Here is a 15,290-nt window from a genome sequence, read left to right on the forward strand (position 1 = left end):
TTTTCATGTAGAAAATGCATATCGACCTGCGCCAGCTCCGCCACTTCGTGGCCCTCGCCGAACACCGCAGCTTCGTCGCCGCCGCGGCGGCGGTGAACCTTTCGCAGTCGGCCTTCAGCCGCAGCATCCAGGCCCTGGAACACAGTGCCGGCTGCCGCCTGGTGGACCGCGCGAGCAAGGAGCTGCACCCCACCCGGCAGGGCCTGCTGGTGCTGGAGCATGCGCGGCGCCTGGTGCACGGCGCGCACAACCTGGCCAACGAGATCGGCCAGTTCAACGGCCTGCAGTCGGGGACGGTGCGCTTCGGCAGCGGGCCGGCGCCGGCGGCGCAGCTGATCCCGCGCGCGGTGGGAAGCTTCATCGGCGAATTCCCGCAGGTGCGGGTGCAATTCCAGGTGGACGCCTGGCAGGACCTGAACCGGCGCCTGGTCAGCGAGGAGATCGAGTTCTTCGTCGCCGACACCCGCCGCTTCGAGGCGGACCCCGACTACCGGGTTCACAAGCTCAAGCCGCAGAAGTGGCACTTCTGCTGCCGCGCCGGCCATCCGCTGGCGCAGCGGGAGGCGGTGCGCACGGCGGACATCTTCACCTACCCGCTGGCCACCACCTTCCGCCCCCCGAACATCCGCAAGGTGCTGGTGGACTACAGCGGCCGCCAGGACTTCACCCCCAACGTCGAATGCGAACACGGCTACGCGCTGCTCAACGTGGTGCTCAACTCCGACGCCATCGGCATCGCCGGCCAGAGCAACCTCGCGCCCTTCCTCCGCGACGGCGCCCTGGTGGCGTTGCAGCCGGTGGACCTGCCGGCCGACCTGGAGGAGTGCTACACCCGCTATGGCGTGGTCAGCCGCGTCGGCTACAGCCTCTCGCCCCTGGCCCAGGCCATGGTCCGCCACATCACCGAAGCGGACGAGGCCACGCCCGCCGGGCTTGCGGGCCTGGAGACCGATCGTTTCGGCGTCTGACCGCAGTCGCGCCCGAAGCCGCCACCCTACGCACGGCTCCGGCTTTTCCGTGGGAGCGAATTCATTCGCGAAGGGATCGGCACCGATGCGTTGGGCCTCGCTCCATCGGCCCACCCTGCGGGGTTAGGCAGGGCTCCGCTGGTGGACGTAAAAAGCGACGTCCACCCTACGGGTGATGCCCCGAGCACGGAGCGATGCCAGATGCAGGGTGGACCCCGCTTCACCGGTCCACCATGCGGAGTGGACCGGTACTCAGAACTCCAGGGTGCTGGAGAGCTGCACCAGGCGCGGGTCGCCGACCGAGACGTTGAGCTGGTTCACCGAGGAGCTGTAGTAGGTCTTGTCGAAGATGTTCTTCACGTTCAGCTGCAGCTTCAGACGGTTGTCGCCCAGCGGGGTTTCGTAGCTGGCGAAGGCATCGGCGACCACGTAGTGCGGCAGGTTGAAGGTGTTCTCCGCATCGCCTTCTCGGGAACCGACATAACGACCACCGGCCCCCATGCGCAGGCGATCGCCCTCGAACAGCGGCCCGAAGTCATAGACGGCAGAAAGCGAGCCGGTGTGCTTGGCGACGTTCTGCAGTTCGTTGCCCTTGAGCTTCGGGTCCTTGGTCACTTCGGCGTCGAGCAGGGCGAAGGTGCCGATCAGGCTGAGGTTGTCGGTGACCTGGCCGGTGAGGTCCAGCTCCACGCCACGGGAGCGCACTTCGCCGGCGGCGCTGGCGATGGTGTCGGTCCGCCCATTGACTGTCACGTTCTGGGTGACCAGGACGTTCTCCTTGACGATATCGAACAGCGCCAGGGTGCCGGTGATGCGGCCGGGCATGTCCAGCTTGGCGCCGATCTCCCAGGACTTGCCCTCCTCCGGCTCCACCGTGTTGATCGAGGCATTGTTGGTCAGCGGCGCGATGGTGGAGTTGGGCTTGAACGACTCGGTGTAACTGCCATAGAGGGACAGCTCGTCGGTCATCTTGTAGACCAGCCCGACCCGGGGCACCCACACCTGGCCATCGATATCGGTGTTCTTCTTGAACGGACGACCCCGGCCGGCGAGCTGGTCGTAGAGCTGGTAACGGGCCCCGGCGATGAAGATCCACTGGTCGTTGAGGTGCACCGAATCCTGGAAGAAAGCGGACTGGGTGACCACGCGATCGGTCTGGTCGCTGTCATCTGCAGACACAGTGGTAGGAATCGGATCGAGGCCATAGACCGGGTTGGTGTAGCTGACTCGGCGCGTGGTGGTCTGGCGGATCAGGTCCTCGCGGAAGAACTTGCGGTACTCGTGGTCCACGCCCATCAGCAGGTCGTGCTGCATGCCGCCAAGCTGCACCTTGCCGTCCAGGTCGAAGGTGGCGAAATGCTCGGTGCTCACAGCCCCACGGGTACCGTCCAGGCGGCGCCCGACCGTTCCGGTCGTGGTATTCACGCTGGTCACCCGCGCCTGGTAGTCGTCGTAGGTGTCGCGGTTGTAGCTGTAGGCGAAGTGGGCCTTCCAATCTTCGCTGAGCTGGTGTGAGAGGTCGAAGATGGTCAGGTCCGAGCGGCCCTCGGTGACGTTGTAGGGCTCGTCCAGGCGGCGCTCTACCGGGATGTTCAGCGGCTTGCCACCCACGAAGAGGGTGCCGCGGTCGAAGGGCACCGAGTACTCGCGGTGCTCGAAGCTGAGGTTCACCGTGGTGTCTTCGCCGTACCAGGCGAAGGAGGGGGCGAAGGTCTTGTCGCGGCTGTGGCCGAAGTTGCGCCAGTAGTCGGCGTCGTCGTAGTCGGCGATCACCCGGTAGGCCAGGCCGGAATCCCCCAGGGGGCCGGTCACGTCGAGGGTGCCGCCGCTGCCGTCCTTGCCGTCGCCATAGGTGGAGGCGCGGCCGGTGATGGCGCGGTAGGCCTGCAGCTGCGGTTTCTTGCTGATGACGTTGATCACCCCGCCCGGGTCGAGGATGCCGTAGAGCATCGAGGACGGGCCCTTGAGCACTTCCACGCGCCCGGCGGTGGCCGTGAAGTTGCGGCCCTGGATGGTGCGCATGCCGTCGCGCAGGATCGAGCCGTCGCGGTTGTCGCCGAAGCCGCGCTTCATCACCGCGTCCAGGGTGCTGCCGAGGGTGTTGGCCTGGGTGATGCCACTGACGTTGGCCAGGGCGTCGTCGAGGTTCTGCGGCTGCTGGTCGAGCAGCGCCTGCTGGGGCACCACGGCCACCGCCTGGGGAATGTCCAGCAGCGGGGTTTCCGAGCGCATCAGGCGCGTGGTGGGCGGAGGCTGGTAGCTGCCGTCGGCCAGTTGGCGGGAGTTGATGTTCACCGCGTCGAGGTTCAGTGCGCCGTCATCGCTGCGGGGCACCAGGGTCAGGGTGCCGGCGTTGACCTGTGCATAACTCAGCCCGCTGCCCGCCAGCAGTCGTGCCAGAGCCTGCTCGGCACTCATGCGGCCGTTCACCGCCGGGGCCTGGACCTGGTAGGCGGCGTCCTCGGTGTAGACCAGCGCCAGTCCGGTGGCCCGGGTGAAGGCGGCCAGGGCCTGGGGCAGCGGCTGCGCGGCGATGGCGAACTCGTGCACGCTGGCCAGCGCGGTGGCGGGGGCCTCGGCATCGGCGGCCATGGCCTGCGGCAGCACGCCGGCAGGGCCGAGGGCGAGCAGCGCCGAAACCAGACCGAGGCGCTTGAACGCGCCACCCTGCAACCGCGATGTCCTGTACTTCATGGGTATGACCTGCCCCTGGCTGATGGATTTCTTTGCGAATAAATCGCATTCCACCTCCTACACGGACGTCGTGGGCAGATACCTCACCTGGAAATGAAAAATATTTTCAAACCGGTGTGGGTCGGCTTCTAACCTTATTCGATATCGGTATTTCCGAAGCGCTGCTTATGCTCGCTATCCTCGCGCCATAACTTGTTATAACAAGTCAGGATCGCGAGCGAACGACGACATGGCCGAACTGCTTCCCCTCTCCCCGGTGCCCCTCTACAGCCAGCTCAAGGAGCTGCTGCGCGGGCGCATTCTCGATGGCACCTACCCGCCCCACAGCCGCATGCCCTCGGAGGCGGAGCTGGGCAAGGCCTTCGACGTCAGCCGCATCACCGTGCGCCAGGCGCTGGGCGACCTGCAGAAGGAAGGGCTGATCTTCAAGATCCACGGCAAGGGCACCTTCGTCGCCAAGCCCAAGGCCTTCCAGAACGTCTCCACCCTGCAGGGCCTGGCCGAGTCCATGACGCAGATGGGCTACGAGGTGCTCAACCGCCTGCGCAGCTTCAAGCAGGTGCCGGCCAGCGCACTGGTGGCCGAGCGACTGCAGGTGGAGGAGGGCAGCCCGGTGATCGAGATCAAGCGCGTGCGCCTGATCAACCGCGAGCCGGTGTCCCTGGAACTCACCTGGCTGCCCCTGGCGGTCGGCGAGAAGCTGGAGAAGGCCGACCTGGTCACCCGCGACATCTTCCTCATCCTCGAGAACGACTGCGGCATCCCCCTGGGCCACGCCGACCTCGCCATCGACGCCGTGCTCGCCGACAGCGACCTGACCCAGGCGCTGGAGGTGGAAGAGGGCTCGCCGATCATGCGCATCGAGCGCCTGACCCACACCGCCGACGGCGCGCCGCTGGACTTCGAGCACCTCTACTACCGTGGCGATGCCTTCCAGTACCGCCTGCGCATCGACCGCCAGAAGGGAGCACCGGCATGAACACCCTGGAGCAGGAATACGACATCGTCGTCATCGGCGGCGGCACCGCCGGGCCCATGGCCGCGATCAAGGCCAAGGAGAAGAACCGCGAGCTGCGCGTGCTGCTGGTGGACAAGGCCAACGTCAAGCGCAGCGGCGCCATCAGCATGGGCATGGACGGGCTGAACAACGCCATCATCCCCGGCCACGCGACGCCCGAGCAGTACACCAAGGAAATCACCGTGGCCAACGACGGCATCGTCAACCAGGCCGCCGTCTACGCCTATGCCACCCACAGCTTCGCGACCATCGAGCAGCTGGACCGCTGGGGCGTGAAGTTCGAGAAGGACGAGACCGGCGACTACGCGGTGAAGAAGGTCCACCACATGGGCGCCTACGTGCTGCCGATGCCCGAGGGCCACGACATCAAGAAGGTGCTCTACCGCCAGCTCAAGCGCGCGCGGGTGAACATCACCAACCGCCTGGTCACCACCCGCGTGCTGCTCGACGAGGAGGGCGCCGCCTGCGGCGTGCTCGGCTTCGACTGCCGCAGCGGCGACTTCCAGGTGATCCGCGCCAAGGCGGTGATCCTCGCCTGCGGCGCCGCCGGGCGCCTCGGCCTGCCGTCCTCGGGCTACCTGATGGGCACCTACGAGAACCCCACCAACGCCGGCGACGGCTACGCCATGGCCTACCACGCCGGGGCGGAGCTGGCGAACCTGGAGTGCTTCCAGATCAACCCGCTGATCAAGGACTACAACGGCCCCGCCTGTGCCTACGTCACCGGCCCGCTGGGCGGCTACACCGCCAACAACAAGGGCGAGCGCTTCATCGAGTGCGACTACTGGAGCGGGCAGATGATGTGGGAGTTCCACCAGGAACTCGAAGGCGGCAACGGCCCGGTGTTCCTCAAGCTGGACCACCTGGCCGAGGAAACCATCCAGACCATCGAGGAGATCCTCCACAGCAACGAGCGCCCCAGCCGTGGCCAGTTCCACGCCGGCCGGGGCACCGACTACCGCCAGCAGATGGTGGAGATGCACATCTCCGAGATCGGCTTCTGCTCCGGCCACTCCGCCTCGGGCGTGTGGGTCAACGAGAAGGCCGAGACCTCGGTGAAGGGCCTCTACGCCGCCGGCGACATGGCCGCCGTGCCGCACAACTACATGCTCGGCGCCTTCACCTACGGCTGGTTCGCCGGCATCAACGCGGCCGACTACGTGGCCGGGCGTGACTTCGCCGCCGTCGACCCGGCCCAGGTGGAGCGCGAGCGCGAGCGGGTCTACGCGCCGCTGCACCGCGAGCACGGGCTGCCGCCGGCCCAGGTGGAGTACAAGCTGCGGCGCATGGTCAACGACTACCTGCAGCCGCCCAAGGTGACCAGGAAGATGGAGATCGGCCTGACCCGCTTCGCCGAGATCGAGCGCGACCTCGGGCATATGAAGGCCAACAACCCCCATGAGCTGATGCGCGCCATGGAAGTGGCGGTGATCCGCGACTGCGCCGAGATGGCCGCCCGCGCCTCGCTGTTCCGCGAGGAAAGCCGCTGGGGCCTGTACCACCATCGTGTCGACCACCCCGAGCGCAACGACGCCGAGTGGTTCTGCCACTGCCACCTGAAGAAGGGCGATGACGGCGCCATGACCAGCTTCAAGAAGCCGGTGGAGCCCTACCTGATCGCCCTGGATGCGGAAGAACAGAGCGCCTACGACCGCCTGCGGGTGAAGACCGAGGCCGCCTGACCCGGCACTGAACCGTAGGGTGGGCTTCAGCCCACCAATGGCGCCATGCAGGGCTTTCCCGGTGGGCTGAAGCCCACCCTACATCCAAGAACACAGAGAGCCCCAAGGCTCCAAGGACCCGTGACATGGCCTTTCAACCCCAGGAAATCTTCTTCCGCAGCAGCGCGCCGGTGACGATCGACGAGGACAAGTGCATCGCCCACAAGGGCTGCACCGTGTGCGTCGAGGTCTGCCCGATGGACCTGCTGGCCATCAACCCGGCGACCCAGAAGGCCTACATGGCCTTCGACGAATGCTGGTACTGCATGCCCTGCGAGAAGGATTGCCCGACCGGCGCGGTGAAGGTGGAGATTCCCTACCTGCTGCGTTGACCGGTTCCACCATCGAAGAACAACGACCGCCATCCGGCCCGCCGCCGGACGCCTTGCCTGCAAGACCCCTCGTTTCCCACCACCGACGATGTGGCGGAGACGACGACCCGACCAATGATTCGAGGGGAACCATGAGCCTACGTGCAACCATCGCCGGCCTCGCGCTGGCCGTCACCACCGCGTCCGCCTCCGCCGAGACCATCCGCATCGCCATCGGCACCCAGGACACCACCATCAACTGCGCCACCGGCGGCCTGCTGATCCGCGAGCTGGGCCTGCTGGAGAAGTACCTGCCCCATGACGGCAAGTACCAGGACGCCCACTACGAGGTGGAGTGGAAGAACTTCACCAGCGGCGCGCCGCTGACCAACGAGATGGTCGCCGGCAAGCTGGATTTCGGCGCCATGGCCGATTTCCCCGGCTCCTTCAACGGCGTCGCCCACCTCGATGCCGGCAAGCGCAGCCTGTTCATCAGCGTGCTCTCGGGCAGCACCCGGGGCAGCGGCAACGGCATCGTGGTGCCGGCTGCCTCGAGCGTGCAGTCCATCGCCGAACTCAAGGGCAGGACCATCTCCGTGCCCTTCGCCTCCACCGCCCACGGCATGCTGCTGCGCGCCATCGCCGCCCAGGGCTGGGACCCGGAGAAGGACGTGCGCATCATCGCCCAGCCGCCGGAGATCGCCGGTTCCGCCCTGCGCAGCAACCGCATCGAGGCCCACGCCGATTTCGTGCCCTTCGCCGAGCTGTTCCCCAACCGTGGCTTCGCACGGAAGATCTACGACGGCTCCCAGGCCGGGGCACCGACCTTCCACGGCGCGCTGGTGGACGCCGCCTATGCCGAGAAGTACCCGGAAGTGGTCACCGCCTACCTGCGCGCCAGCCTGGAGGCCGACCGCCTGCTGGCCGCCGAGCCGGAGAAGTACAGCGAGCTGATCGAGAAGGTCGCCGGCATCGAGGCCGAGGTGAACTACCTGTTCCACGGCCCCCTCGGCCTGCAGACCCGCGACCTGACCTGGAAGCCGGAGTACCGCCAGGCGGTGGCCACCTCCATCGACACCCTCAAGCTGCTGAAGAAGACCGACCGCGGCCTGGACACCGGCACCTTCATCGACGACCGCTTCATCCGCGCAGCCTTCCAGGCGGCCGGGCAGGACTACGACAAGGCGCTGAAGAACTACGCCCCGCTGCCGCTGGTGGCCAAGGACGCCGCCACCGGCCAGCCGATCACCGACTTCAGGCGCCTGGCGCAGATCTGGGTGCGCGGCGAAGACAAGGTGCGCCACTACGCCTCGCCGGAAGCGGCGCTGGCGGCCCTGGCCCAGCTGGAACAGGAGGGCAAGGACATCCGCGCCATCTACGCCCAGGCCGCCGACAGCGGCATCAAGCTGCTGGCCAACCAGGCCTGGTTCGTGCGCAACGACAAGGGTGAGCTGAGTGCCTTCCTGCTCAAGGACCAGGCCGAGCGCTACGCCCGGGAGAACGGCGGCACGGCGCTGGACTTCAGCAGCGCCAACCAGAAGCAGGCCGTCGCCAGCCGTTGAATACGTAGGTGGGTGCCGGGCAGGGCCATGTTGGGCCGCGCTCCGCTTGGCGCCAACCTACAGGAGGACCTCATGACTCACTTCTACCGCTGGCCCCTGCGCCTCGCCTCCCTGGCCGCCTGCCTGCTGTGCTGGCAGCTGGCGGCCACGGCGCGGCTCGACCTGGGGCTGATCACCTTCAGCTACGTGCCCACGCCGGGCGCGGTGCTGGAGGCCGCCTGGCAGCTGGTGCATTCCAGCAAGCTGCTGGCGCATCTCTCCAGCAGCCTGGCGCGGGTGTTCGCCGGCTACCTGACCGCCGCCGTCCTGGGTGTGTTGCTGGGCCTGGCCATCGGCCGTTCGCGCTGGGCCGAGTACAGCCTGCTGCCGCCCCTGGAAGTGCTGCGGCCGATCCCGGCGGTGGCCTGGATCCCCCTGGCGATCCTGATGTTCCCGTCCGCGGAGCTGTCGATGGTGTTCATCACCTTCACCGGCGCGCTGTTCCCCATCCTGCTCAACACCGTGCATGGCGTCGAAGGCGTCGACCCGCGCCTGGTGGCCTCGGCGCGCAGCCTCGGGGCCGGGCGCCTGGCCATCCTGCGCGAGGTGGTGCTGCCCGGCGCGGCGCCGAGCATCGTCACCGGCCTCGCCATCGGCATGGGCACCTCGTGGTTCTGTCTGGTCACCGCCGAGATGATTTCCGGGCAGTTCGGCATCGGCTACTACACCTGGGAGTCCTACACCCTGCAGAACTACCCGGACATCGTCGTCGGCATGCTGCTGATCGGCCTGCTGGGCATGGGCAGCAGCGGCCTGGTGAAGCGCCTCGGCGGCCTGGTCACGCCCTGGTACCGCACGGGGAGGAACGCCTGATGAGCGCATTCGAGCAGGCCGTCGAACCCGGCCGCATCGAGGGGCGGCAACTGTCCATCCGCCTCGGCGAGGGGGCCCAGGCCTTCGATGCCGTGCAGGCCCTGGACTTTTCCATCGCCCCCGGCGAGTTCGTCTGCATCCTCGGCCCGTCGGGCTGCGGCAAGTCCACCCTGCTCGGCGCCCTGGCCGGCCACCTGCGGCCGCGCACCGGCACCCTGGAGGTGGATGGCCGCGCCGTGGGCGGGCCCTCGCCGGAGCGCGGCATGGTGTTCCAGCACCACACCCTGCTGCCCTGGCGCAGCGTGCTGGACAACGTCGCCTTCGGCCTGAAGATGCAGGGCATCGGCAAGGACGAGCGGCGCCGCCAGGCCGCCGAATTCCTGCGCCTGGTCGGCCTCGCCGATTTCGCCGGGCGCTGGCCGGGGCAGCTCTCCGGCGGCATGCAGCAGCGTGCCGAGATCGCCCGGGTGCTGATCAACCGCCCGCGCCTGCTGCTGATGGACGAGCCCTTCGGCGCCCTCGACGCGCAGACCCGCTCGCGCATGCAGGAGCTGCTGCTGGATATCTGGACGCGCATCCGCACCACCGTGGTCTTCGTCACCCACGACATCGACGAAGCGCTGTTCCTCGCCGACCGCATCCTGGTGATGAGCCCGCGCCCCGGCCGCTTCATCGAGGACCTGCGCCTCGACTTCCCGCGCCCGCGCCGCGCCAGCCTGCTGACCAGCCCGGGCTTCACCCACCTCAAGCGCCACTGCCTGGAACTGCTGCGCCACGAGGAAGGCCGCGAACTGCCGCGCCTGACCCCGCTCGGCCTGCCTACCGACCACCCGCCCTTGCGAATCGCCCTATGACCGACCGTGAAACCACCCACCCCGACATTCTCGACCTGCTGCCGCGTCTCGCCGCCGACGATGCCGGCGTGCGGCGCATCGCCCTGATCGAACTGGCCGACCTGGAAGACCCCGAAGGCCTGCCCTGGCTCACCGACGCGCTGGTGGCCGACGCGGCCGCCGAGGTGCGCGCCGAGGCCGCGCGCCTGCTGGAAGCCTGGGAGGAACCCGATGTGGTGCAGGCGCTTTGCGCCGCCCTGGCGGACCCCGCCGAGCCGGTGCGCCTGGCCGCCGCGCAGAGCCTGAGCGAGCTGAAGAGCCTGGATGCGGGCGAGCTGATCCTGCCCTGGGTGCGCCATGCCGACGCTTTCGTCCGCACCAGTGCCTTGCGCGCCCTGCGCGAGCTGCGCCTGGACGCCGCCGCCACGCCGGCATTGCAGGCCCTGGAGGACGGTGATGCTGGCGTACGCCGCGAGGCGGTGGGCATCCTCGGCTGGCTCAAGCGCAGCGATGCGCTGCCGGCCCTGGCGCGCCTGGCCAGCGATGACCCGGACACCGAAGTGCGCCGCGCCGCCACCGGCGCCCTGGGCCTGGCCAGCGACGCCAGCGTGCTGCCGGCCCTGCGCGCGGCCCTGGCCGACGAGGCCTGGCAGGTGCGCGAAGAGGCTGCCACCACCCTCGGCAAGGTGGGCCTGGACGAGGCCGGCCCGGCCCTGCTCGCCGCCCTGGACGACAGCTACTGGCAGGTGCGCCTGCGCGCCGCCCGTGCCCTCGGCCGCCTGCGCCACCGCCCGGCCGCACCGGGGCTCGCCGGGCTGCTGGTGCACGGCATCGCCAACCTGCGCAAGGAAGCTGCGCTGGCCCTGGGCGAGCTGGGTGACGCGTGGGCCGTGCCGGCCCTGCGTGCGGCAGAAGCCGATGGCGATCCGGAGGTGCGCAAGGCCGTGCGCATCGCCTTGGTCCAGCTGCAGGGGGCGGCCTGATGGACGCCCCGTCCGGCCTGCGCAATTCCCGCAGCGAAGGGCGGCTGACCCTGGAATGGCACGATGGCGCGCACCAGGCCATCAGCCACGCCCGCCTGCGCGGCGCCTGCCCCTGCTCGCAGTGCAAGGCTGCGCGCATCCGTGGCGCCATACCGCTGGTGGACGAGGCGGTGCGCCTCACCGCCATCCACCCGCAGGGCTACGGCGTGCAGCTGGTGTTCAGCGATGGGCACGAGCGCGGGATCTATCCCTGGGACTACTTGCGGGAACTGGGCGCATCCCCGGGCTGAAGCCCGGGCTACGGAGCCGAAAGGTGCGGGAATCGGTGTAGGGGCGAATTCATTCGTCCAGCAGGCCGCAGGTCTGCCCTCCCGGGCATGGGGCCGCTGCGCCGTCCTTGGCGACTGAAGTCGCCCCTACAGTTCGCCGTGCAGTTCGTAGGATGGGTCGGGCGGCGTTCCGCGAGCGAAGCGAAACCCATGCTGTTGCCGGACACGGCCGCCCCTCCTGCGGGACCGTTCTGTGCGATAGGGCGATGCGCAGGATCGCGAATGAATTCGCTCCCACAGAAAGGCGCCGGGCCTGGCACCTGTGCCGTGGGAGCGAGCTCTGCTCGCGAAGCTTTTGGCGACTGAAGTCGCCCCTACAGGCCGCCCACGGAAGCGGGGCGGGGCTCAGAAATCCACGGCGAAGTGCCAGCGGATTTCCTGTTCGGCGAGGGCGTTGAGCACCCACTCGTACTCCTGGAGGTCTTCGAGGAAGTCGGTGGAGTTGGACAGCGCGCGGGGCTCGGTGACCAGGTGGCCCTGCAGGGCGCGCACGGTCTTGAGGCCGTCCTCGGCGTTGAACCACTGCTCGTCGGGCAGGCTGTCGCCGAGGTCCGGCACGTCGCCTTCTTCTAGCAGGTCGGCGAAGTCGCCCGGGTCCTGGCTGACGAAGGCCCAGAGGGACTTCACCTTGAGCCGTTTGCACAGCTCGTCGAGCTCGACCTCGTCCACGCTGGCCACGGCTTTGCCGTTGACGAAGTCATCGATGCCCGCGAGGGGCTTTTCAGGAACGATGTAGATGGCTGCACTCATGGCTGACGGGCCCTGTCTGTGTTGACTCTCACTCCAGTTAGGCAGCCAGCATAGCGACAGTTCCCCCCGGAAAAGGGGGGAACGAACAGGTTTGCCAAGGGGTTCACACGCGTTTCAGGAACTGCGTTGCGACCCCAGTACATGACGGCAGAAGCCTACGCACACCAGGGCGAAGACCAGCAGGCCGAGCCACTGCGCGGTGCCCGAGAAGCCCGCCTCGACCAGTGCCAGCGGGGCGTCCTCGCCGGTCCCGCCGATCAGCCCGGCGAGCAGGATGCCCATCAGGCTCTCGCCGACGATCAGGCCCGAGGCGAGCAGTACCCCACGGCGGCGCGGCACCTCGGCGTAGCGTTCCGGGTCTTCCCCGGCGGCCTGGGCGCGGGCCTGCAGGCGGCCCTCGATCACCCGGCTGAGCACGGCGCCGACCACCAGGGTCATGCCGATGGTGGGCGGCAGGTAGATGCCCAGGCCCACCGCGAGCACCGGCAGGCTGGCCTTGCTGGTACGCCGCAGGATGATGTCGATGAGGATCAGCGCGACGCCGAGCACCACGCCGATGAGGATCATGTTCCAGTTCAGCGCGTTCTTGAAAATGCCGCTGGCGATGGCCGTGAGCAGGGTGGCCTGGGGCGCGGCCAGGGCCTGTTGCGGGTCCATCCCTTCGCGGGGAAGGGCGCCGGCGAAGCCGTAGGCGTTGTAGAGCAGGTCGAGCACCGGCGGGATCACCAGGGCGCCCGCCAGGCAGCCGACGATCAGCGCCACCTGCTGGCGCCAGGGCGTGGCGCCGACCAGGTAGCCGGTCTTGAGGTCCTGCAGGTTGTCGTTGGAGATGGCGGCGATGGCCAGCACCACGGCGGTGGTGAACAGCGCCAGGGCGATGGCCACCTTGCCGCCGGCCAGTTGCAGCAGGCCGGTCTCCAGGCTGCCCATGCCGAGGATCAGCAGCGAGACGAGGATCACCGCGATGATGCCGATGCCGGAGATCGGGCTGCTGGAGGAGCCCACCAGGCCGGCCATGTAGCCGCAGGCGGCGGCGATCAGGAAGCCGAAGAAGAAGGCGAACAGCACGCAGCCGGCGACCATGCCCCAGAAGCCCGGGCCGGTGAGTTCCGGCGCCGCCTCGTGGAGGAAGAAGCCGAACACGGTGAACAGCGCCAGCAGCAGGACGCCCGCCAGCGACAGGATGGCCCGCGCCGAGAGGTCGCGCTCGGTGCGCGCGGTGCTGGCCTCGGCCTTGCCGCGCACGGCCTGCAGCGAGGTCCACACGCCCTTGGCCATGGGCTTGAACAGGGTGGCCAGGGTCCAGAGCGCGGCGATGCCGATGGTGCCGGCGCCGAGGAAGCGCACCTGGGAACTCCACATCTGGGTGGCCAGGTCGCTGATGGCCTGGCCCTCGGCGGGCGTGGCGTTGATGGTGAGCAGCGGCACCGCGACCCCCCAGCAGATGAGCACGCCGATGAGGATGGCGATGCCGGCGGTGATGCCCATCAGGTACCCGGCGCCGACCAGGGCGAAGGAGAACCCGGTGGTGAAGCGGAAGGCGGCCTGCCCGGCGGTGGCCCAGACGCTGATGCCTTCGCCGAGCACCTTGAAGCCGCTGCTGCACAGGCTGAAGGCCGCGGCCACCAGGCCGCCGCCGAGGATGTCGCGCAGGCCGGGCTCGTTCTTGTCACGGGCGGTGGGCTGGCCGTCGACGCCCTCGTCATCGCCGCTGCCGACACGGAGGATCTCCGCCGCCGCCACGCCTTCGGGGTAGGGCAGCTCGCTCTGCACCACCATCACCCGGCGCAGGGGGATGGTGTAGAGCACGCCGAGGATGCCGCCGATGGCGCAGATGGCAGCCGTCTGCCAGAAGGGGAAGCCGGCCCAGTAGCCGATCATCAGCAGGCCGGGGAGGATGAAGATGATCGAGCTCAGGGTGCCGGCCGCCGAGGCCTGGGTCTGCACCATGTTGTTCTCGAGGATGTTCGAGCCCTTGAAGTAGCGCAGCACCGCCATGGAGATCACGGCGGCGGGGATCGACGAGGCGAAGGTCAGCCCGACCTTGAGGCCGAGGTAGACGTTGGACGCGGTGAACACCAGGGTGATCAGCGCGCCGAGGACCAGCCCGCGCAGGGTCAGTTCGGGCAGGTCGAGGTGGTCGGGGATGCGGTCCGTCATGGGGCTCTCCAGGGGTATGCCGGCGCGCATTCTGCCGACAGGGGAAAGCCTAGACCAGCGGGTGCGGCCTTTGGTTGCAGGGAACGGACGTGAACGTGCAGGGATCGGCCATGGTGCGGCTGGGTGCCGAAACATGCAGGGGCGACTCGTAGGAGCGAATTCATTCGCGAAAGGAGCGCGAAGCGCTCCCCGGTGTTGCCAAGGGCAGCCTTGCAGGCTGCTTCGCGAATGAATTCGCTCCCACAGACGGTGGGCGGGAGCCCCTTAGAACGGCTTGTCGCCGAGGATGGTGGCGCGATGCATCACGCGGCGGGCGGGGCGGTAGTCGTCGACGGCGAAGTGCTGGGTGATGCGGTTGTCCCAGAAGGCCACGTCGTTCTCCTGCCAGCGCCAGCGCAGGGTGAACTCCGGGCGGGTGGCGTGGGCGAAGAGGAAGCGCAGCAGGGCGTCGCTTTCCGCCGCCGACAGCTCGTTTATGCGGGTGGTGAAGCCTTCGCTGACGAACAGCCCCTTGCGCCCGGTGACCGGGTGGGTGCGCACCACCGGGTGGCTCACCGGCGGGTGCTTGCGCTTGGCCGCTTCCAGCTTCTCGCGTTCCTCCGCCGTCAGGCTGAAGCGCTCCTCGGGGAAGGAGCGGGCCAGGTCGTGGGTGGCGGTGAGGCCTTCGAGCATCCGCTGCAGCGGCGCCGACAGCGCTTCGAAGGCGGCGCTGCTGCTGGCCCAGAGGGTGTCGCCCCCCACCGGCGGCAGCAGCTTGGCGCTGAGCACGGCGCCCAGGGCCGGGGTTTCCATGAAGGTTACGTCGGTGTGCCAGAGGGCGTTGTCGCGCACGTCGGTGACGGCGGTGTCGAGCACCAGCACTTCCGGCTGCTCGGGGATGTTGGGGTAGATGGGGTGGATGTGCAGGTCGCCGAACTGGGCGGCGAAGCGTGCCTGCTGAGTGGGCTCCAGGGGCTGGGCGCGGAAGAACAGCACCTGGTGCTGGAGCAGGGCGGCCTCGATGCCATCGCGGTGTTCGGTGCTCAGCGGCTCGCGCAGGTCGACGCCGCCGACGAGGGCGCCGAGGGCGGGGCTGAGGGGGGTGATGTGCAGGGGCATGACGGGCCTCG

General features: G+C 68.5%; 13 protein-coding genes. 9 read left to right on the plus strand and 4 right to left on the minus strand.

Annotated features, from left to right (window positions below; translation table 11 throughout):
* The first annotated feature begins 14 nt into the window (after positions 1–14).
* Complete coding sequence (locus WFQ67_RS15295; RefSeq protein ID WP_337057389.1) at positions 15–968, plus strand: LysR family transcriptional regulator; 954 nt, start codon at positions 15–17, stop codon at positions 966–968.
* A gap of 252 nt (positions 969–1,220) precedes the next feature.
* On the opposite strand, the gene WFQ67_RS15300 is transcribed toward WFQ67_RS15295, so the two are convergent.
* On the minus strand, positions 1,221–3,662 hold the full coding sequence (locus WFQ67_RS15300; RefSeq protein ID WP_442969592.1) for a TonB-dependent siderophore receptor: 2,442 nt from the start codon (positions 3,660–3,662) through the stop codon (positions 1,221–1,223).
* 229 nt (positions 3,663–3,891) lie between these two features.
* On the opposite strand from WFQ67_RS15300, the gene WFQ67_RS15305 reads away from it, so the two are divergent.
* The 8 genes from WFQ67_RS15305 (at position 3,892) to WFQ67_RS15340 (ending at position 11,232) form a co-directional block, all read left to right on the plus strand.
* Positions 3,892–4,641 (plus strand): GntR family transcriptional regulator, encoded by a 750-nt coding sequence (locus WFQ67_RS15305; RefSeq protein ID WP_173176828.1) that lies wholly within the window; start codon positions 3,892–3,894, stop codon positions 4,639–4,641.
* Positions 4,638–6,362, plus strand: coding sequence for a fumarate reductase/succinate dehydrogenase flavoprotein subunit (locus WFQ67_RS15310; protein ID WP_337057390.1), 1,725 nt, complete (start codon positions 4,638–4,640; stop codon positions 6,360–6,362). The genes WFQ67_RS15305 and WFQ67_RS15310 overlap by 4 nt, the downstream gene beginning before the upstream one ends.
* A 125-nt stretch (positions 6,363–6,487) precedes the next feature.
* Positions 6,488–6,733, plus strand: coding sequence for a 4Fe-4S dicluster domain-containing protein (locus WFQ67_RS15315; RefSeq protein ID WP_173176824.1), 246 nt, complete (start codon positions 6,488–6,490; stop codon positions 6,731–6,733).
* Between the two features lie 131 nt (positions 6,734–6,864).
* A complete protein-coding gene (locus WFQ67_RS15320) occupies positions 6,865–8,274 on the plus strand; it encodes an ABC transporter substrate-binding protein (protein WP_213627122.1) in 1,410 nt (469 codons plus the stop codon).
* A 72-nt stretch (positions 8,275–8,346) separates the two neighbouring features.
* Positions 8,347–9,126 (plus strand): ABC transporter permease, encoded by a 780-nt coding sequence (locus tag WFQ67_RS15325; protein ID WP_213627120.1) that lies wholly within the window; start codon positions 8,347–8,349, stop codon positions 9,124–9,126.
* Complete coding sequence (locus WFQ67_RS15330; RefSeq protein ID WP_213627118.1) at positions 9,126–9,980, plus strand: ABC transporter ATP-binding protein; 855 nt, start codon at positions 9,126–9,128, stop codon at positions 9,978–9,980. Before WFQ67_RS15325 ends, WFQ67_RS15330 begins: the two co-directional genes overlap by 1 nt.
* Positions 9,977–10,942, plus strand: coding sequence for a HEAT repeat domain-containing protein (locus tag WFQ67_RS15335; protein WP_213627117.1), 966 nt, complete (start codon positions 9,977–9,979; stop codon positions 10,940–10,942). Before WFQ67_RS15330 ends, WFQ67_RS15335 begins: the two co-directional genes overlap by 4 nt.
* Positions 10,942–11,232, plus strand: coding sequence for a DUF971 domain-containing protein (locus tag WFQ67_RS15340; protein ID WP_213627115.1), 291 nt, complete (start codon positions 10,942–10,944; stop codon positions 11,230–11,232). The genes WFQ67_RS15335 and WFQ67_RS15340 overlap by 1 nt, the downstream gene beginning before the upstream one ends.
* 384 nt (positions 11,233–11,616) lie before the next feature.
* Here the strand turns inward: WFQ67_RS15340 and WFQ67_RS15345 are convergent, their stop codons facing one another.
* The 3 genes from WFQ67_RS15345 to tauD all read right to left on the minus strand — a co-directional run bounded on the left by WFQ67_RS15345 (position 11,617) and on the right by tauD (position 15,279).
* Positions 11,617–12,021, minus strand: coding sequence for a hypothetical protein (locus tag WFQ67_RS15345; RefSeq protein WP_173176811.1), 405 nt, complete (start codon positions 12,019–12,021; stop codon positions 11,617–11,619).
* 114 nt (positions 12,022–12,135) lie between these two features.
* The gene (locus tag WFQ67_RS15350; protein ID WP_337057391.1) at positions 12,136–14,181 is read right to left on the minus strand and encodes an OPT family oligopeptide transporter; all 2,046 of its coding nucleotides are present in this window, start codon (positions 14,179–14,181) and stop codon (positions 12,136–12,138) included.
* 264 nt (positions 14,182–14,445) lie between these two features.
* Entirely contained in the window at positions 14,446–15,279 is an 834-nt protein-coding gene (gene tauD, locus WFQ67_RS15355) for a taurine dioxygenase (RefSeq protein WP_337057393.1), read from the minus strand.
* Positions 15,280–15,290 lie beyond the last annotated feature (11 nt).

The sequence above is a fragment of the Pseudomonas sp. USHLN015 genome (genome assembly GCF_037153275.1).
In the GTDB taxonomy this organism is placed as follows: Bacteria; Pseudomonadota; Gammaproteobacteria; order Pseudomonadales; family Pseudomonadaceae; genus Metapseudomonas; species Metapseudomonas tohonis.

Coding starts and splice junctions, on each gene's coding strand:
- WFQ67_RS15295 (WP_337057389.1), top strand. CDS start 15: ATGCATATCGACCTGCGCCAGCTCCGCCACTTCGTGGCCCTCGCCGAA.
- WFQ67_RS15300 (WP_442969592.1), bottom strand. CDS start 3,662: ATGAAGTACAGGACATCGCGGTTGCAGGGTGGCGCGTTCAAGCGCCTC.
- WFQ67_RS15305 (WP_173176828.1), top strand. CDS start 3,892: ATGGCCGAACTGCTTCCCCTCTCCCCGGTGCCCCTCTACAGCCAGCTC.
- WFQ67_RS15310 (WP_337057390.1), top strand. CDS start 4,638: ATGAACACCCTGGAGCAGGAATACGACATCGTCGTCATCGGCGGCGGC.
- WFQ67_RS15315 (WP_173176824.1), top strand. CDS start 6,488: ATGGCCTTTCAACCCCAGGAAATCTTCTTCCGCAGCAGCGCGCCGGTG.
- WFQ67_RS15320 (WP_213627122.1), top strand. CDS start 6,865: ATGAGCCTACGTGCAACCATCGCCGGCCTCGCGCTGGCCGTCACCACC.
- WFQ67_RS15325 (WP_213627120.1), top strand. CDS start 8,347: ATGACTCACTTCTACCGCTGGCCCCTGCGCCTCGCCTCCCTGGCCGCC.
- WFQ67_RS15330 (WP_213627118.1), top strand. CDS start 9,126: ATGAGCGCATTCGAGCAGGCCGTCGAACCCGGCCGCATCGAGGGGCGG.
- WFQ67_RS15335 (WP_213627117.1), top strand. CDS start 9,977: ATGACCGACCGTGAAACCACCCACCCCGACATTCTCGACCTGCTGCCG.
- WFQ67_RS15340 (WP_213627115.1), top strand. CDS start 10,942: ATGGACGCCCCGTCCGGCCTGCGCAATTCCCGCAGCGAAGGGCGGCTG.
- WFQ67_RS15345 (WP_173176811.1), bottom strand. CDS start 12,021: ATGAGTGCAGCCATCTACATCGTTCCTGAAAAGCCCCTCGCGGGCATC.
- WFQ67_RS15350 (WP_337057391.1), bottom strand. CDS start 14,181: ATGACGGACCGCATCCCCGACCACCTCGACCTGCCCGAACTGACCCTG.
- tauD (WP_337057393.1), bottom strand. CDS start 15,279: ATGCCCCTGCACATCACCCCCCTCAGCCCCGCCCTCGGCGCCCTCGTC.